Genomic DNA, 17,003 nt, shown 5'->3' with positions numbered 1-17,003 from the left:
CCGGGGGACGGCCCGAGACGAACAGTTGGGGTCCCCGGGGGCGGACTCCCCCCGGGGGTTCATCGGTTCGGACGCCGTGGGCTCACATGCCGGTGAGGTGTTCCGGCCGGACCGGCGTGCGATTCAGCTCCAGCCCCGTCGCGTTGCGGATCGCCGCCAGGACGGCGGGTGTGGACGACAGGGTGGGGGCCTCGCCGACGCCGCGCAGCCCGTACGGCGCGTGGTCGTCGGCGAGTTCGAGCACGTCGACGGGGATGGTCGGCGTGTCGAGGATGGTGGGGATGAGGTAGTCCGTGAAGGACGGGTTGCGCACCTTCGCCGTCTTCGGGTCGACGACGATCTCCTCCATGACCGCCACGCCCAGGCCCTGGGTGGTGCCGCCCTGGATCTGGCCGACGACGGACAGCGGGTTGAGCGCCTTGCCGACGTCCTGGGCGCAGGCCAGCTCGATCACCTTCACCAGGCCGAGGTCGGTGTCCACCTCGACGACCGCGCGGTGCGCGGCGAAGGAGTACTGCACATGGCCGTTGCCCTGACCGGTGCGCAGGTCGAAGGGTTCGGTCGGCCGGTGCCGCCACTCCTCCTCCACCTCGACGGCCTCGTCCTCGAGGACGTCCACCAGGTCGGCGAGGGCCTCGCCGCCGTCGGTGACGACCTTGCCGCCCTCCAGGAGGAGTTCGGCGGTGGCCCAGGCGGGGTGGAAGGAGCCGAACTTGCGGCGCCCGATCTCCAGGACCCTCTCGCGCACGAGCTCGCAGGCGTTCTTGACGGCGCCGCCGGTGACGTACGTCTGCCGGGAGGCGGACGTCGAACCGGCGCTGCCCACCCGGGTGTCGGCCGGGTGGATGGTCACCTGGGTGACGCCCAGCTCGGTGCGGGCGATCTGCGCGTGGACGGTGACGCCGCCCTGGCCGACCTCCGCCATCGCGGTGTGCACGGTGGCGACCGGCTCGCCGCCGACGACCTCCATGCGGACCTTGGCGGTGGAGTAGTCGTCGAAGCCCTCGGAGAAGCCGACGTTCTTGATGCCGACCGCGTAGCCCACCCCGCGTACGACGCCTTCGCCGTGCGTGGTGTTGGACAGGCCGCCGGGCAGCTGCCGCACGTCGGCGCCCTCGGAGCTCTCCCACTGGCGCTCCGGCGGCATCGGCATCGCCTTGACGCGGCGCAGGAGTTCGGCGACCGGGGCCGGGGAGTCGACCGGCTGCCCGGTCGGCATGATCGTGCCCTGGGACATGGCGTTCAGCTGCCGGAACTCCACCCGGTCCATGCCGACGGCGTCGGCGAGCTTGTCCATCTGCGCCTCGTAGGCGAAGCACGCCTGGACCGCGCCGAAGCCGCGCATGGCGCCGCAGGGCGGGTTGTTGGTGTAGAGGGCGATGGCCTCGATGTCGACGTCGTCGACCTCGTAGGGGCCGATGCCGAGCGAGGCGGCGTTGCCGACGACCGCCGGGGAGGCGGAGGCGTACGCGCCGCCGTCCAGCACGATCCGGCACTTGACGTGGGTGAGCTTGCCGTCCTTGGTGGCCCCGTGCTCGTAGTACAGCTTGGCCGGGTGGCGGTGGACGTGTCCGAAGAAGGACTCGAACCGGTTGTAGACGATCTTGACGGGCTTGCCGGTGCGCAGCGCCAGCAGGCAGGCGTGGATCTGCATCGACAGGTCCTCGCGCCCGCCGAAGGCGCCGCCGACGCCGGCCAGCGTCATGCGGACCTTCTCCGGCGGCAGGCCGAGCACCGGCGCGATCTGGCGCAGGTCGCTGTGCAGCCACTGGGTGGCGATGTAGAGGTGGACGCCGCCGTCCTCCTCGGGCACGGCGAGCCCGGACTCGGGGCCGAGGAAGGCCTGGTCCTGCATGCCGAAGTGGTACTCCCCCTTGACGACGAAGTCGGCTCTCCTCGCCGCCTGTTCGGCGTCGCCGCGGACGATCGGCTGGCGGTGGACGACGTTGGGGTGCGGGACGTGGCCGGCGTGGTGGTCGGTGCGGTTCTCGTGGACGAGGATCGCGTCCGGCGCGGTCGCGGAGGCCTCGTCGGTGATCACCGGCAGTTCCCGGTACTCCACCCTGATCTTGGCGGCGGCGCGGCGGGCGGTCTCGGGGTGGTCGGCGGCGACGACGGCGACGGGCTCGCCGTGGTGGCGGACCTTGCCGTGGGCCAGGACCGGGGTGTCCTGGATCTCCAGGCCGTAGTTCTTCACCTCGGTGGGCAGGTCGTCGTACGTCATCACGGCGTACACGCCCGGCAGGGCGAGGGCCTCGGCGGTGTCGATCGAGACGATCTCGGCGTGCGCGACCGTGGAGCGCAGGATCTGGCCCCAGAGCATGTCCTCGTGCCACATGTCGGAGGAGTACGCGAACTCGCCGGTGACCTTGAGGATGCCGTCGGGGCGGAGCGTGGACTCGCCGATGCCGCCCCTGGTCCGCGAGCCCTGGGTGATTTTGGTGGGAGCGCCGTTGGCCGCCATGCTCAGACCCCCTCGGACTGCCGGGCGGCCGCCAGGCGGACCGCGTCCATGATCTTCTCGTAGCCCGTGCAGCGGCACAGATTGCCCGACAGGGCCTCGCGGATGTCCGCGTCGGTCGGGTTGGGGTTGCGCTCCAGCATCTCGTCGGCGGCGACCAGCAGGCCCGGGGTGCAGAATCCGCACTGGACGGCGCCCGCGTCGATGAACGCCTGCTGGACCGACGAGAGTTCGCCCTCCACGCCGGTCTGCGCGCCGGCGCCCCGCGGCTGCCACCGCTGGGCGTCCTCCAGCGTCGTACCGCAGGAGCCCGTGCCGCAGGACCGCTGCCTGGCGTAGTCCGCCAGGCCCTCGACGGTCACGACCTCGCGGCCCTCGACCTGCCCGGCGGCGACCAGGCAGGAGCACACCGGCACGCCGTCCAGGCGCACCGTGCATGAGCCGCACTCGCCCTGCTCGCAGGCGTTCTTGGAGCCGGGCAGCCCCAGTCGCTCGCGCAGCACGTACAGCAGGGACTCGCCCTCCCAGACGTCGTCGGCCTGCTGGGGGCGTCCATTGACGGTGAAGTTGACGCGCATCACGCCGCTCCCTCGTTCGTTCGGCGGGCGCCGCGGTACGACTCCCAGGTCCAGGTGAGCGTCCGGCGGGCCATGACGCCCACCGCGTGGCGGCGGTAGCTCGCGGTGCCGCGGACGTCGTCGATCGGGTTGCAGGCGGCGGAGCACAGCTGCGCGAACTGCCGGGCGACGGAAGGGGTGATGATCTCCCCGCTGTCCCAGAAGCCTCCCTCGTCGAGCGCCGCGTTCAGGAACTCCTCGGCGGCCCTGGCCCGGATGGGCGTGGGCGCGGCCGAGCCGATGCCGGTGCGCACCGTACGGGTCTCCGGGTGCAGGGCGAGGCCGAAGGCGCACACGGCGATGACCATGGCGTTGCGGGTGCCGACCTTGGAGAACTGCTGCGGCCCGTCGGCCTTCGCGACGTGGACGGCGCGGATCAGCTCGTCGGGTTCCAGGGCGTTGCGCTTGACGCCCGTGTAGAAGGCGTCGATCGGGATGCGGCGGGAGCCGCGGACCGACTCCACCTCGACCTCCGCGCCGGCCGCCAGCAGGGCGGGGTGGGCGTCGCCGGCCGGGGAGGCGGTGCCGAGGTTGCCGCCGACGCCGCCGCGGTTGCGGATCTGCGGGGAGGCCACCGTGTGCGAGGCGAGGGCCAGGCCCGGCAGCTCGGCCCGCAGGTTCTCCATGATCTTCGAGTACGGAACGGAGGCGCCGAGCCGCACGGCGTCCTCGCCGACCTCCCACTCGTAGAGATCCGGGACGCGGTTCAGGTCGAGCAGATACTCGGGCCGGCGGTGGTCGAAGTTGATCTCGACCATCACGTCGGTGCCACCCGCAATCGGCACAGCGGCGGGGTGCTCGGCCTTCGCGGCGAGCGCCTCCTCCCAGCTGGTGGGGCGAAGGAAGTCCATGACCGGCTCTCTTCTTCCGTCTCGTGAGTCGTACAGATTGAGCCAATCCGTGTGCGGCGGGCCCGGCTCGTTCCTGTCCCTTTTACGCGGAGTGGAGTCAGTACACCGTTGACCGCTCCGGCTCGGTCAGTCACCGAAAACATGAAGGGTTTGGCTGGTCGGCGCGGGCATCTTGTAGATTCGTATGAACCAAGGTCTTCAGAAACCTCTTGGGTTCCCCTGGAAACAGAGGCGGCCGAGGGGACGCGGACTCACCTCCTGGCGGAGCTGCTGCCCGGCCGCGCGGCCGGGCCCTCGCCACTTGATCCATAGTAGTTTTCTAGACACAGAACGGCGGCGACGAGAATGCGGCTGCGCGCACTGCTGGACACCGATGCGCTGGGCCTGAAGCTGCTCGGCGGGGAGGACGAGCTGGACCGCACCGTCCGGGGTGTCATGACCACCGACCTGCGCGATCCCAGCCGCTACCTCTCCGGCGGTGAGCTGGTGCTGTCGGGGCTCGCCTGGCGCCGGGACGCCGCCGACTCCGAGCCGTTCGTACGGATCCTGGTGCGGGCCGGGGTGGCCGCCCTGGCGGCCGGTGAGGCCGAACTGGGGCCCGTGCCCGACGACCTCGTGGTGGCCTGCGCCCGGCACCGGCTGCCGCTGTTCGCGGTGAACGAGTCGGTGGCGTTCGCGACGATCACCGAGCACGTGGTGCGGCAGGTGTCCGGCGAGCGCGCCGGCGACCTGGCGGCCGTGGTGGAGCGCCACCGCAGGATGATGACGGCCGGCCCGGCGGGCGGCGGCCCGGACGTGGTGCTGGACCTGCTGGGCTCCGACCTGGACCTGCGGGCCTGGCTGCTCTCCCCCACCGGCCGGCTGATCGCCGGGCCCAAGGTGGCGGGCCCGGCGCTGCCCGCCGACGTGTGCGCCCGGCTCGCCGCCGAGCACCTGGCGGCCGCCCGCACCGGCCGGCGCGGCCCGCACCGGGTGACGCTGGGCCCGACGACGTACTCCCTGTTCCCCATCCGCGGCGGCGGCCGCTCCCCGCGGGCCGCGCGGGACGTGCGCGAGACGGTGCTGTCGGACTGGCTGCTGGCCGTGGAGGCGGACGCGGGCGAGTGGCCCGAGGAGCGGCTGGATCTGCTCCAGGGCGTCACCCAGCTGATCGCGGTCGAACGGGACCGCCGGGACGCGGCCCGCACGGTACGCAGGCGGCTGGCCCAGGAGGTGCTGGAGCTGGTGCAGAGCGGCGCGCCGCCCGCGGAGATCGCCGCGCGACTGAGGGTCGCCGCGCCGGTGCTGCTGCCCGGCCTCGGGGCGGCCCCGCACTGGCAGGTGGTCGTGGCCCGGGTCGAGTGGGACGACGGGGAGAACGAGGGCGGGCCGATCGCCCAGTCGCTGCTGGAGGAGATCCTCGTCGACCCCCACAGCACCGGTCCCGAGCCGTCCGACCGGATCGCCGTCGCCCACACGGGCGACGAGGCGGTCGCGCTGGTCCCGCTCCCGGCCGTCTCGGCCGAGCACGACGGCTCCGAGACCGGGATCCTCGCCGACGCGCTGCTGGAGGCCGTGCGCGACCCGCTGTCGGCCGGCCTCGACGACGACGGGCGGCTCACCCTGGGCGTCAGCGCGGCCGTGCACTCGGCCGAGGGGCTGCGCGGGGCGCTGGAGGAGGCCCGGCACGCCCGGCGGGTCGCGGCGGCGCGCACCGGCCGCGTCTGCGCGGCCGGGCACCAGGAGCTGGCCTCCCACGTCCTGCTGCTGCCCTTCGTCCCGGACGACGTGCGCCGCGCCTTCACCGCGCGGCTGCTGGACCCGCTGCGGGACTACGACCGCCGGCACCGCGCCGAGCTGATCCCCACCCTGGAGGCCTTCCTCGACTGCGACGGCTCCTGGACCCGCTGCGCCACCCGGCTCCACCTGCACGTCAACACGCTGCGCTACCGGGTCGGGCGTATCGAGCAGTTGACGGGCCGTGACCTGTCCCGCCTCGAGGACAAGCTGGACTTCTTCCTGGCGCTGCGCATGAGTTGAGGCCGCGACGGACGGGCACGGCGCGCCACCTGCGGCCTCCTCCGTCCCACGACTTTGTGAAATTTTTCACCCATCCTCTTGGCCGGGCCACGGATTTCGTGCTGAGATGCCGCCACCACTCAAGGCTCGATGGCGTGCTCGGGGAGGGCAATGTGGCGCATACCGCCATGTCTGGTAACGGAACGACCCCTGGTGACGATCCACTCCAGACCGCGGTATGGCGGCTGCGCTCACGCGCGTGCTGGGCCGACGCGGCGGCGCTGCTCCAGTCGGCCACCGCGGCCGCGGCGCTGCAGAGAACCGCGCTGCTGGTCGAACGCTGCCTCTACACCGAGGCGGGCTGGGAGGAGGCCGAGGACGCGCTGCGCACCGCCGAGGCGCTGGCCCACACCGACGAGGAGCGGGGCGCCGCCGCTTGTGAACGCGGGTACCTCGCCTACGCGGCCACGCTGCACGGCGTACGGGACCGGGCGGACGAGGCGCGGTCGGCGCTCGGCCGGGCCGCGGCGCTGGTCCCGCCCGGGGTACCGGGACGGGCCCTGCTGGACTTCCGGCGCGGACTGATCGCCGAGAACCTCACCCGCTCCCCGCAGGCCGCGCACGCCGCGTACCGGCGCGCGCACGCGGGCGCGATCGCCCACGCCGATCCGCTGCTGCTCTCCTTCACCTGGCGCCACCTGGCCGGACTGGCGATGCGGGACGGCGAGTTGGCCGAGGCCCGGAACGGGTTCGCCGAGTCGCTGCGGATCCGCGAGGAACTGGGCTACCTCGTCGGCACCGCGCCGGCCCTGGTCTCCCTGGCCGATACGGAGACCGAACCGGAGGCGTCCCGCCTGCGCGAGGAGGCACGACGGCTGTTCCGGCTGCTGGGGGGCGTACCGACGTGGCTGGCCCAGCAGTTGACCCCGGCACCACCGACACCGGGCGCGGCCACGGCCTGAGAGACCCACGAGGCGACTGCTTCTCAGAGGAACCTGAGAGGTTGCTGTGCCAGGCTGACCAGCCCCAACGCGCGGACGGCCGACGGTGTCCGCGCGCACCCCCCACGGTCGCTCCGGAGGATCGCCCGATGAGCCTGGTCAACGGACTTCCCGCCCATGTGCTGCTGGTCCACGCAGTCGTCGTCCTGGTCCCTCTCAGCGCCCTGGCGCTCGTGCTCTGCGCCCTGTGGCCGCAGGCCGCCCGGCGCCTCGGTCTCGTGCTGCCACTGCTCGCCCTGGTCACGCTGGTGAGCGTGCCGCTGACCACGCAGGCCGGGGAGTGGCTGGAACGTCATGTGAGCGGCGACGCGCTGGTGCGCCGGCACGCGGAGCTGGGTGACGGACTGCTCCCGTGGGCTCTCGGCCTGTTCGTGCTGGCGGCCGGCGTCTGGTGGATATCCCGCCGGACGCCCGCACCGGACGGGGGGACGCGCGCGGGCTCGGTACTCCGGGTCGCCGCGGTCGTCCTGTCCGTGGTGGTGGCCGCGGGTGCGGTCGTCGACGTGTACCGGATCGGCGACTCGGGCGCGAAGGCCGCCTGGCACGACGCCTACTCGAAGACGGCCACGCAGTCGGGCGGCGACGACTGACGGGCGGAACACCGCCACCACGTGTCACCGCGCGCCGGCCCGCACCGCATGACCGCCTGCTCAGTCCGCGCCCGCGAAGTGCTCGGCGACCAGGGCGCGTACCACGTCGACGTCCCGCGCGACGAGGGCGTCCAGGAGGGCCGTGTGCTCGGCCGCGTCGGCGACGAGGTCGGCGCGGGCCGGGCGCGCGGAGCCGCCGACGAGCGGCCACTGGGCACGGCGGTGCAGATCCTCGGCGATCTGGACGAGCTGGTCGTTCCCGGAGAGGGACAGCACCGCGCGATGGAAGGCGCGGTCGGCCTCGGCGTAGGTCGCCCGGCACCCGGAGGACGCGGCCCGCACGGTGGCCTCGGCGAGCGGGCGCAGTTCGTCCCAGCACTCGACGGGCACCCGGCGGGCCAGCCGCAGCATCACCGGCACCTCCAGCAGGGCCCGCACCTCGGCCAGTTCGGCGAGCTCGCGGTCACCCCGCTCGATCACCCGGAAGCCGCGGTTGGGCACGACCTCCACGGCGCCCTCCAGCGTGAGCTGCTGCATCGCCTCGCGTACGGGGGTCGCGGAGACCCCGAACCGCTCGCCGAGCGCGGGTGCCGAGTAGACCTCGCCGGGTTTCAGCTCCCCCGCCACCAGGGCGGTGCGCAGGGCCTGCAGGATCTGGCCGCGTACCGAGGAGCGCCGCACGAGGGGCCGGGGGTGCGGGACGGGCGGTTCGCCGTGCGTGTGCTCGCCGCGGACGCCCGCCCGAGGGAGGTCCGCGGCCCCGGGGGCCTCCTGGTCCCGCCGCGGCCCCCCGGCTGCCTGCTCCCGCCGCAGGTCCGCGACCTGCGGCTGGCGCGGCACGCGAGGCACGGCGCCCCGGCCGGCCCCGGGGGCCCGAGTGCCGGCGGAGTCCTGTGCGCCCTGCTTCACGGTTCTCCTCCGGGCTCGCGGTGCTTGAGGCACTTGGGGTGCTTGGGGTCATTACGGCGGCTTGTCGCTCTGCCGTCAAGCACCTTAGGCGCTGTAGGCCAAGGCTTCACATTCCGATCAACTGAAGTAAGGTAAGCCTTACCTACAATCGAACGTGAAAACGGTGGTCCGGCATGCCTGTGCCCTCTTCGGCCGTAGCGGACGCCTACGCCCGCCTCACCGAGGCCTTCCCCGGACTCGCGGTGACGGAGACGGGCCCCGGCGAGAGCGTCCCGGACGGCGGCGGCTGGACCTCGGCCGCCTCCCTCGCGGCGGGCGGGAGGGGCCTGGACGCGTTCCTGGCCTGGGACGACGCCCAGGTGCTGCGGGACTACGGCACGCACGCCCGCCCGGACGTCGTGGCGAGCTTCGGGCTGCACCGCTACGCCTGGCCCGCCTGCCTGCTGTTCACCGTGCCCTGGTTCCTGCACCGCCGGGTGCCCCGCCTCCCCGTGACCCACGTCTCCTACGACCGGGCCGCCGGCCGCATGGCCGTACGCCCCGCCGCCCTCGCCTGCCTGCCGGGCGACCCGGCGGCCGCACTGCCCGGCGCGCGCGTCGTACGCGACGAGGAGGCACTGCGGGCCGAACTCCGCTCGGCCGTGGCCGAGCACCTGGAGCCGGTACTGGCCGGATTCGGCCCCCGTATGCGGCGGCGCGGGCGCGCCCTGTGGGGCATGGCGACCGACGAGGTCGTCGAGGGACTCTGGTACGTCGCCCATCTGCTCGGCGAACAGGAGCGGGCGGTGCGCGAACTGGAGCTGCTGCTGCCGGGGGCGACCCGGCCGTACGTCGGCTCCGCCGCCTTCCGGGAACTGACGGGGCCGGACGGCGAGTCCCTGCCCACCCGCGACCGGGCCAGCTGCTGCATGTTCTACACCGTGCGCCCCGAGGACCTCTGCGTCACCTGCCCGCGCACCCGCGACGCGGACCGGATCGCCAAGCTGACGGCCACGGCGGCGGGCTGAGCCCTCGTCACACCGGACTGAAACCGCCCTGACGGTCCGGCGCACCCCAGCGATCGCGTAAGATCACTCGCGACTGGGACACCCACAAGGTCACAGGTGATTCACAAATTCCTCACCTGCCACGGGAACTTTCCGCGGAACCACCGGTACGGGTAGTCTTATTCGAACTCAACTCCCGCCCCTCAAGCGGCAGTTCGAGCAGAACGCCGCCCCGGGCATCCCCTTGCACCTCCTTGGCGGCCTCTTGCCCCGAAAACCCCTGAGGGCCGACGGGATTGGGCCACTATGGCGGGCGTTACGCCCTATCCCAATGCAAGGGACCCCAGATGAGACTGACCGACATATCGCTGAACTGGCTGCTTCCGGGCGCCGTGCTGCTCCTGGGCGTGCTGGCGGCGGTTGCGGTGATCGCGCGCGGCAAGCGCTCCTCCGGGGAGAACGCGAGCGCGGACGACTCGTGGGAGCGCAGCGAGGAGCGCCGCAGGCGCAAGGAGGCCATCTACGGCACGGCCTCCTACGTTCTGCTGTTCTGCTGTGCGGCGGTGGCCGCGGCACTCTCCTTCCACGGCCTGGTCGGCTTCGGCGAGCAGAACCTCGGCCTGACCGACGGCTGGCAGTACCTGGTGCCGTTCGGTCTGGACGGCGCGGCGATGTTCTGTTCCGTGCTCGCGGTGCGCGAGGCCAGCCACGGTGACGCGGCGCTCGGCTCGCGGATACTCGTGTGGATGTTCGCCGCCGCCGCGGCCTGGTTCAACTGGGTGCACGCGCCCAGGGGCATCGACCACGCGGGGGCACCGCACTTCTTCGCGGGCATGTCGCTCTCGGCCGCTGTCCTGTTCGATCGCGCGCTGAAGCAGACCCGCCGGGCCGCCCTGCGCGAGCAGGGTCTGGTGCCGCGCCCGCTGCCGCAGATCCGTATAGTCCGCTGGCTGCGGGCGCCGCGCGAGACCTACAAGGCCTGGTCGCTGATGCTCCTGGAGGGCGTGCGGAGCCTGGACGAGGCGGTCGACGAGGTGCGCGAGGACGAGCGCCAGAAGGCGGAGAACCGGCGGCTGCGTCGCGATCAGGAGCGCATGGAGCGGGCGCAGTTGAAGGCGCTCAGCCGTGGCCACCGCGGCTTCATCGGCCGGGGTGGCCGGCCCGTCGAGCAGCAGGCCCTGGAGCGCGGCTCCACGCAGGTCACCGCGGAGCCTGCCATAGCGGCGGCGGAGCTTCCCGTGCGCGCGCGTCCGTCCCTTCAGCCCGTCCGCAAGGGATCCGAGAGCTCAGCCGTCGACCTCACCGCGGAGGACGACACAATGGCCCTGCCGCGCCTCGACTCCCTGGAGCGCAAGCTCAAGGACCTGGAGCAGCAGTTCGGCTAGGAACGAGTCGACTGGACCGGTGAACGGGTGGGGGGCGCGGCCTGCGGGCCGCGCCCCCCACCCGTTCACGCGGCGTCCGCGCCCAGTTCGAACCAGACGGACTTTCCGACCCCGTGCATGCACACGCCCCAGGTGTCCGCGAGGGACTGCACCAGGACCAGGCCCCGGCCGCCGGTGCCGTCGCCCGTCCCCGGTGTCCGAGGTCTGGGCCGGCGGGCCACGAAGTCCCGTACCTCCACGCGCAGTCCGCGCGGTGACACGGTGGCCGTCAGGATCGCGTCGTCGTCGGTGTGGACGAGCGCGTTGGTGACCAGTTCGCTGGTGAGCAGTTCCGCGACCTCCGATGTGCCGGGCCTGCCCCAGTGGCGCAGCAGTGCGCGCAGCGCCCGTCGTGCCTCGGGCACCGCCTTGAGGTCGGCCCGCCCCAGTCTGCGTCTGAGCTGCGGCGGGACGGGCCGTCCCGGGAGGCCGTCCCTCTCTCCGCCCGCCGGTCTCTGCGTGTGTTCCTCCGTCGTCCGAGCCGAGGAGGCCCCGACCGTCGCGGGACCACCCCCTCGTGCCTGCCTCTTCATGGCCCCCGTCCGCGTGCCGATGTCGGTTCCCCTCCAGTTCGAACACGTTCACGGAGATCCATGCCCCGTCGGGCGCGGGCCAGTCATGTGGAATGGCCCACGCCAGTTGTCCGGCGCTCCCCTGTCCCGACGGGCCTACGGCCGGGGCACGTTGCGCAGGTTGGAACGCGCCATCTGCACCATCCGGCCGACGCCTCCGTCCAGCACCATCTTCGAGGCCGACAGCGCGAACCCGGTCACCATCTCGGCCTTGATCTTCGGCGGGATCGACAGGGCGTTGGGGTCGGTGACGACGTCCACGAGGGCGGGGCCCTTGTGGCTGAAGGCCTCCTTCAGGGCGCCGGCGAGGTGCCTGGGCTTCTCCACCCGGACGCCGTGGGCGCCGCAGGCGCGGGCGACGGCTGCGAAGTCGGGGTTCTTCATGGCCGTTCCGTAGGCGGGCAGGCCCGCGACCATCATCTCCAGCTCCACCATGCCCAGCGAGGAGTTGTCGAACAGGACGACCTTCACCGGCAGGTCGTACTGCACCAGGGTCAGGAAGTCGCCCATCAGCATGGCGAAGCCGCCGTCCCCGGACATGGACACCACCTGCCGGCCGCGGTCGGTGAACTGCGCGCCGATCGCCATCGGCAGGGCGTTGGCCATCGAGCCGTGCGAGAAGGAACCGATGATGCGGCGGCGTCCGTTGGGCGAGATGTAGCGGGCGCCCCAGACGTTGCACATGCCCGTGTCGATGGTGAACACGGCGTCGTCGTCGGCCACTTCGTCCAGGACGGCGGCCACGTACTCGGGGTGGATCGGGACGTGCTTGTCCACCTTCCTCGTGTACGCCTTGACGACCCCCTCCAGGGAGTCCGCGTGCTTCTTGAGCATCCGGTCCAGGAAGCGCCGGTCCGTCTTGACCCGCACCCGCGGCACGAGACAGCGCAGGGTCTCCTTCACATCGCCCCACACCGCGAGGTCGAGCCTGGAGCGGCGGCCGAGGTTCTCGGGCCGGACGTCGATCTGGGCGATCTTCACATCGGTCGGCAGGAAGGCGTTGTACGGGAAGTCGGTGCCGAGCAGGATCAGCAGGTCACACTCGTGGGTGGCCTCGTAGGCGGCGCCGTAGCCGAGCAGCCCGCTCATGCCGACGTCATACGGATTGTCGTACTGGATGAATTCCTTGCCGCGCAGCGCGTGCCCGACCGGGGACTTGATCCGCTCGGCGAACTCCATCACCTCGGCGTGCGCGCCCGCCGTGCCGCTGCCGCAGAACAGGGTGACCCTGTCGGCCTCGTCGATCATCTCGACGAGCCGGTCGATCTCGGCGTCGCCGGGCCGGACGGTGGGCCGGGAGGTGACGATGGCGGTCTCGGCGGCCCTCTCGGGCGCGGGCTCGGCGGCGATGTCGCCGGGCAGCGACACCACGCTGACGCCGCTGCGGCCCACCGCGTTCTGGATGGCCGTCTGGAGCAGCCGGGGCATCTGCTTCGGGTTGGAGATCAGCTCGCTGTAGTGGCTGCACTCGGCGAACAGCCGGTCGGGGTGGGTCTCCTGGAAGTACCCGAGGCCGATCTCTCCGGAGGGGATGTGCGAGGCGAGGGCGAGGACCGGGGCCATGGAGCGGTGGGCGTCGTACAGGCCGTTGACGAGGTGCAGGTTGCCGGGACCGCAGGAGCCCGCGCACGCCGTCAGACGGCCCGTGATCTGGGCTTCGGCGCCGGCCGCGAAGGCGGCGGTCTCCTCGTGGCGGACGTGGATCCAGTCGATGGCGGCGTTGCGGCGGACCGCGTCGACGACCGGGTTGAGGCTGTCCCCGACCACGCCGTACAGGCGTTTGACTCCGGCGCGGACGAGGATGTCGACGAACTGCTCTGCGACGCTCTGCTTGGCCATGGCGCTCGGGCACCCCTTCGGTCTGCCGCGGATCCTCCGCCTCCATGAAGGCACAGCCCCGACGCTCACGCCTCCCACACGGCAGCGGCCGTACGGTCGTCCGCGTAGCCCTTGACCCGCACCTGGGCGTCCGCCAGGAAGGCGGCGAGGCCCGGCGGGGCGGGATCGGACCACCGTCGCGAGAGGTGGGCGCACAGCTCGGGCTCGCCGCGCAGCGGGTCGGCCAGACCGGCGGTGCACATCAGGAGCGTGTCACCCGGTTGGGCCACGGACGCACGGAAGCGGAAGGGTTCGCGGGGCGGTTCCGGGGCCGGGTCGTACGGGTTCGGCGGGGTGGTGATGCCGAGGTCCATGGTGAGCCGGTCGCCGTCCGGGGTCTCGGACGGCGGCGAGCCGAAGCCGACCACGGGGTGGCCGGGGGTCTCGGCGACGCCGGGTTCGATGTCCTGCCACTCGCCCTCGCGCAGCCGGAACAGGCCGCCGGCGCCGACGCCGAAGAAGACCCGGACGCGGCAGTCGGGGTCGGCGGGCAGGAGCAGGCAGCGCAGGGTGGCCGTGTACTGCTCCGGCTCCACGCCCTGTTCGGCGGCGCCCGCTCGGAGTCTGCCGAGGCTGCGGTCGGTGAGGCGGTGCAGCCCCGACTTCAGGTCGCCGCGCCGGGCCGCGCGGATGTCCTCGGCCAGCCGTGCGTGGCTGCGACCCACGGCCTCGGCGATCCACTGGCACACCTCGCCGGCCGCGCGGTGCGCGCCCGGGGTGGCGCGGGCGCCGGTCGCCATCGCGACCAGCACCAGTGCCTGGTCCCCCGCGCCGAAGCGGGCGGTGAGCAGCGCGTCGCGCCGCGACTCGCCCCGGTACCGTGCGGAGTCCCCCCGGATCGACACCGCCCGCAGCGTGCACGCCCCGTAGGCGGCCCCGTCCAGCACGGTGTCCGGCACCGTGACGTCCAGCCCGTCCGGCTCGGCCCCGGGCAACGCGGTGGGCTCGGCCGCGTAGGTGGGCGGCCGGGCCCCGACATACCCGACGACAACGCCGCCACCCCGGGCACGCGGTGCGACGTGCGCCCCGGCGTCGGGCGGTGCGACATGCGCCTCCCCGGCGCCCGATACGGAGTACGCCTTACCGGCGGCCGGTGCGGAGTGCGCCTGACCGGCGCCAGGTGCGGAGTGCGCTTCCACACCGCCCGTTGCGGCGTTCGCCTCCCGGGCGGCCGGTACGTCGTACGCCTCCACGCCAGGCGGTGCGTCGTACGCCTCCTCCACACCGCGCGAAGCGGCGTGCGCCTCCCCGGCGGCCGGACCCTCCTCCGCCTCCGCGCCACCCGATACGGCGTACGCCTCCCCGGCGGCTGGTGGGTCGTACGCCTCGCCACCGCCCACCTCACGTCCGGAGCCGCCCACGGCCCCGACAGATGGAGGCTCCGGCGGGGAGGGGGGAGTGGAGGGCGGCGGGGGTGCGGAGGAACGCGGAGAAGCGGACGGAGGTGGAGGGGCGGCCGGAGGTGCGGAAGGGGGCGAGGGGGTGGACGGGGGCGGAGAAGCGGTTGCGGGCGCGGACGGAGGCGAAGAAGGTGACGGGGGCGCGGGAGGAGGCGGGGGCGTGGACGGAAGCCGCCTCGCGGCGGGGCCGGCCGGGTCGGCGGCGTCCCTGGGCGAGGGACCGCCCGAGCCGGAGCCGGTACCTCCCCGGTGGGTCGACTCGGCGGAGCCCGACGGCCGGCCGTCGCCCGTCCCCGCGGAGGAGACGGGCGGTTGAGCCGGCTTCATCGGCGCGGAATCCCAAGCCGCCCCCGCGGCGGGCCCCTCAGCCGGCGCGGACGACCGAGGCGACCGCACCGGCTCCACCGGCCCGGAACTCCAAGCGCCCCCTGCAGGCGGCTCTTCGGCCGGTACGGGCGGCTGAGACGGCCGCTCCGGCGTCCCCGTCCCGGGCTCCCGGTCGGCCTCCGCAGCCTCCCCCTCGGCGCGAGAGGCAGACCAAGGCGACCGCTCCGACTCCCCCGGACCGGAACCCCAAGCACCCCCCGAGGCCGGCTCCGCCGGTTCGGAGCCCCGGTCGGCTGCCGACGCCGTGTCCTCGGGGGTGCTGCGCCACCAGTCCGGGGCCGGGTCCGGTGGGCGTGGGGTGGGTAGCGGCGCGCCCCGCGGGGGGCCGTCGACCGTTCCGGACGCCGAGGCGAAGCGGTCGTCCAGGGAATCGGCCCCGGCCGCGGGGCCGGTGTCCTCGGCGGAGTCGTCGTACAACTGCCCCCACCAGTCGTCCTCTTGACCGGTGGGCCTTCCCCCCTGCTGGCTCATGCCGCCAATTGTCCACCGCACGGGCCCTGTGAGAACGGGGCATCGGCAAATCCGGTGGACCGAACCACCCCGGGGCGCGGCGAAGTCGCCGGACGGCTCCACCCCCCACGGAGGAGCCGTCCGGCGGTACATGGGTGATCCTGGTCCGGATCACGGTCCGGTCGGCCGAAACACCGCCGTCCGGAACGCCCCGACGCGGCCCGCGGTGCCCGGCCCGGACGCTGCGGGCCGGGGCCGTCAGTTGCCCCGGCCACCCGCACGGGGTGCGTATCCGTGCAGGCCACGTCCATGGCTGGACACCGGGCACCCGTCGGTGCTTCGGTGGCGCCACCTTGTCAGAGTGACCGGTGGTACAGCGATGATGTGCCGCGGCGGGTTTGCGCCGTGGCTGTTTCCCGCCACCGCCGACGCGCCGCGGAACGTGATGCCAGGAGTCTGAAAGGGGAGGGACAGCAGCTGATGCTGGCAGCGATAGGTCTGGACGAGACACACGAGGCGGCGTACCGGGCTCTGGTGTCCGTGGGCGCCGCCGAAGTCCCCGATCTCGCACGGCGGTTGATGCTCGGCGAGCGGGACACCGAGCACGCCCTGCGCCGTCTCGAGCGGCACGGACTCGCGGCCCAGTCCTCGGCCCGGCCCGGCCGCTGGGTGGCCGCGCCGCCCGGGGTGGCGCTGGGCGCACTGCTCACCCAGCACCGCCACGAGCTGGAGAGGGCGGAGCTGGCCGCCGCGCTGCTCGCCGAGGAGTACCGGGCGGCGGCCTCCGAGCCCGCGGTGCACGATCTGGTCGAGGTGGTCACCGGCGCCCCCGCGGTCGCGCAGCGCTTCCTCCAGCTCCAGCTCGGGGCGAGCGAGGAGGTGTGCGCGCTGGTCACGGGCAACCCGATCGCCGTCTCCTCGATGGAGAACCACGCCGAGGAGCAGGCGGCCGCCCGCGGGGTCCGCTACCGGGTGGTGCTCGAACGCGCCGTGCTGGACAAGCCGAACGGCGTCACGGAGCTGACCGCCGCGCTCAGCCGCGACGAGCAGGTGCGGGTCGTCGAGACCGTACCGACCAAACTGGTCGTCGCCGACGGGACGCTCGCCATGGTGCCGCTCACCTCGCACACCCCGGAGCCCACCGCGCTGGTCGTGCACGCCAGCGGCCTGCTGGAGCTGCTCTACGGGCTGTTCGAGTCGGTGTGGCGGGAGGCGCTGCCGCTGCGGCTCGGGGCGTCCGGTGTGACCGAGGAGGACCGGGACGGCCCCGACGCCATCGACCTGGAGGTGCTGTCGCTGCTGCTGGCCGGTCTGACCGACGCGAGCGTCGCCAAGCAACTCGACCTGGGCCTGCGGACCGTGCAGCGCCGGGTGAAGCGGCTGATGGAGCTGACCGGGGTGAGCACCCGGCTGCAACTGGGCTGGCACGCCTACGAACGGGGCTGGGTGGCCCGCGAGCGGCACGGCTGACACGCCGGT

At 73.3% G+C, this 17,003-nt stretch carries 13 protein-coding genes; 6 read left to right on the top strand and 7 right to left on the bottom strand.

Going from position 1 to position 17,003, the window contains the following annotated elements; translation table 11 throughout:
* Positions 1-82: 82 nt before the first annotated feature.
* Genes ACIQMV_RS10065 through ACIQMV_RS10055 form a run of 3 tightly spaced genes read right to left on the bottom strand, consistent with a single transcriptional unit; the run spans position 83 to position 3,929 of the window.
* Entirely contained in the window at positions 83-2,464 is a 2,382-nt protein-coding gene (locus ACIQMV_RS10065) for a xanthine dehydrogenase family protein molybdopterin-binding subunit (RefSeq protein WP_141357038.1), read from the bottom strand.
* 2 nt (positions 2,465-2,466) lie between these two features.
* A complete protein-coding gene (locus ACIQMV_RS10060; protein WP_402592269.1) occupies positions 2,467-3,039 on the bottom strand; it encodes a (2Fe-2S)-binding protein in 573 nt (190 codons plus the stop codon).
* Complete coding sequence (locus ACIQMV_RS10055; protein ID WP_402592268.1) at positions 3,039-3,929, bottom strand: FAD binding domain-containing protein; 891 nt, start codon at positions 3,927-3,929, stop codon at positions 3,039-3,041. The genes ACIQMV_RS10060 and ACIQMV_RS10055 overlap by 1 nt, the downstream gene beginning before the upstream one ends.
* A gap of 345 nt (positions 3,930-4,274) precedes the next feature.
* Between ACIQMV_RS10055 and ACIQMV_RS10050 the strand changes: the two genes are divergently transcribed.
* The 3 genes from ACIQMV_RS10050 to ACIQMV_RS10040 all read left to right on the top strand — a co-directional run bounded on the left by ACIQMV_RS10050 (position 4,275) and on the right by ACIQMV_RS10040 (position 7,518).
* Positions 4,275-5,948 (top strand): PucR family transcriptional regulator, encoded by a 1,674-nt coding sequence (locus ACIQMV_RS10050; RefSeq protein WP_402592267.1) that lies wholly within the window; start codon positions 4,275-4,277, stop codon positions 5,946-5,948.
* 167 nt (positions 5,949-6,115) lie between these two features.
* The gene (locus ACIQMV_RS10045; protein ID WP_402592266.1) at positions 6,116-6,889 is read left to right on the top strand and encodes a hypothetical protein; all 774 of its coding nucleotides are present in this window, start codon (positions 6,116-6,118) and stop codon (positions 6,887-6,889) included.
* Between the two features lie 128 nt (positions 6,890-7,017).
* Positions 7,018-7,518, top strand: coding sequence for a DUF2231 domain-containing protein (locus ACIQMV_RS10040; RefSeq protein ID WP_390873498.1), 501 nt, complete (start codon positions 7,018-7,020; stop codon positions 7,516-7,518).
* Positions 7,519-7,578: 60 nt separating this feature from the next.
* On the opposite strand, the gene ACIQMV_RS10035 is transcribed toward ACIQMV_RS10040, so the two are convergent.
* Positions 7,579-8,427, bottom strand: coding sequence for a GntR family transcriptional regulator (locus ACIQMV_RS10035; protein ID WP_402592265.1), 849 nt, complete (start codon positions 8,425-8,427; stop codon positions 7,579-7,581).
* 173 nt (positions 8,428-8,600) lie between these two features.
* On the opposite strand from ACIQMV_RS10035, the gene ACIQMV_RS10030 reads away from it, so the two are divergent.
* Together ACIQMV_RS10030 and ACIQMV_RS10025 are read left to right on the top strand one after the other, a co-directional pair.
* Positions 8,601-9,434: a (2Fe-2S)-binding protein gene (locus ACIQMV_RS10030; RefSeq protein ID WP_402592264.1), complete on the top strand. Its 834-nt coding sequence runs from the start codon at positions 8,601-8,603 to the stop codon at positions 9,432-9,434.
* A 326-nt stretch (positions 9,435-9,760) separates the two neighbouring features.
* Entirely contained in the window at positions 9,761-10,798 is a 1,038-nt protein-coding gene (locus tag ACIQMV_RS10025; RefSeq protein WP_401779119.1) for a DUF2637 domain-containing protein, read from the top strand.
* A 65-nt stretch (positions 10,799-10,863) separates the two neighbouring features.
* Here ACIQMV_RS10025 and ACIQMV_RS10020 read toward each other — a convergent pair whose 3' ends face one another.
* The 3 genes from ACIQMV_RS10020 to ACIQMV_RS10010 all read right to left on the bottom strand — a co-directional run bounded on the left by ACIQMV_RS10020 (position 10,864) and on the right by ACIQMV_RS10010 (position 15,545).
* Positions 10,864-11,370 carry an ATP-binding protein gene (locus tag ACIQMV_RS10020; RefSeq protein ID WP_402592263.1) on the bottom strand — a complete coding sequence of 169 codons (507 nt, stop codon included), beginning with the start codon at positions 11,368-11,370 and terminating at the stop codon, positions 10,864-10,866.
* Positions 11,371-11,505: 135 nt separating this feature from the next.
* Positions 11,506-13,248: a pyruvate dehydrogenase gene (locus tag ACIQMV_RS10015; RefSeq protein WP_402592262.1), complete on the bottom strand. Its 1,743-nt coding sequence runs from the start codon at positions 13,246-13,248 to the stop codon at positions 11,506-11,508.
* Positions 13,249-13,313: 65 nt separating this feature from the next.
* Positions 13,314-15,545 (bottom strand): protein phosphatase 2C domain-containing protein, encoded by a 2,232-nt coding sequence (locus tag ACIQMV_RS10010; RefSeq protein WP_402592261.1) that lies wholly within the window; start codon positions 15,543-15,545, stop codon positions 13,314-13,316.
* A gap of 459 nt (positions 15,546-16,004) precedes the next feature.
* Here ACIQMV_RS10010 and ACIQMV_RS10005 point away from each other — a divergent pair, with 459 nt between their 5' ends.
* Positions 16,005-16,994, top strand: coding sequence for a helix-turn-helix transcriptional regulator (locus ACIQMV_RS10005; protein WP_402592260.1), 990 nt, complete (start codon positions 16,005-16,007; stop codon positions 16,992-16,994).
* The last annotated feature ends 9 nt before the right edge of the window (positions 16,995-17,003 follow it).

The sequence above is a fragment of the Streptomyces sp. NPDC091412 genome (assembly GCF_044756885.1).
Classification (GTDB): Bacteria; Actinomycetota; Actinomycetes; order Streptomycetales; family Streptomycetaceae; genus Streptomyces.
The sequence above is the reverse complement of the archived record's forward strand: the minus strand, read 5'-3'. Positions and strand labels throughout refer to the sequence as shown.

Bases quoted from the DNA above. Each gene is read 5' to 3' on its own strand.
- ACIQMV_RS10065 (WP_141357038.1), bottom strand. From the start codon at position 2,464: ATGGCGGCCAACGGCGCTCCCACCAAAATCACCCAGGGCTCGCGGACC.
- ACIQMV_RS10060 (WP_402592269.1), bottom strand. From the start codon at position 3,039: ATGCGCGTCAACTTCACCGTCAATGGACGCCCCCAGCAGGCCGACGAC.
- ACIQMV_RS10055 (WP_402592268.1), bottom strand. From the start codon at position 3,929: ATGGACTTCCTTCGCCCCACCAGCTGGGAGGAGGCGCTCGCCGCGAAG.
- ACIQMV_RS10050 (WP_402592267.1), top strand. From the start codon at position 4,275: ATGCGGCTGCGCGCACTGCTGGACACCGATGCGCTGGGCCTGAAGCTG.
- ACIQMV_RS10045 (WP_402592266.1), top strand. From the start codon at position 6,116: ATGTCTGGTAACGGAACGACCCCTGGTGACGATCCACTCCAGACCGCG.
- ACIQMV_RS10040 (WP_390873498.1), top strand. From the start codon at position 7,018: ATGAGCCTGGTCAACGGACTTCCCGCCCATGTGCTGCTGGTCCACGCA.
- ACIQMV_RS10030 (WP_402592264.1), top strand. From the start codon at position 8,601: ATGCCTGTGCCCTCTTCGGCCGTAGCGGACGCCTACGCCCGCCTCACC.
- ACIQMV_RS10025 (WP_401779119.1), top strand. From the start codon at position 9,761: ATGAGACTGACCGACATATCGCTGAACTGGCTGCTTCCGGGCGCCGTG.
- ACIQMV_RS10020 (WP_402592263.1), bottom strand. From the start codon at position 11,370: ATGAAGAGGCAGGCACGAGGGGGTGGTCCCGCGACGGTCGGGGCCTCC.
- ACIQMV_RS10015 (WP_402592262.1), bottom strand. From the start codon at position 13,248: ATGGCCAAGCAGAGCGTCGCAGAGCAGTTCGTCGACATCCTCGTCCGC.
- ACIQMV_RS10010 (WP_402592261.1), bottom strand. From the start codon at position 15,545: ATGAGCCAGCAGGGGGGAAGGCCCACCGGTCAAGAGGACGACTGGTGG.
- ACIQMV_RS10005 (WP_402592260.1), top strand. From the start codon at position 16,005: ATGCTGGCAGCGATAGGTCTGGACGAGACACACGAGGCGGCGTACCGG.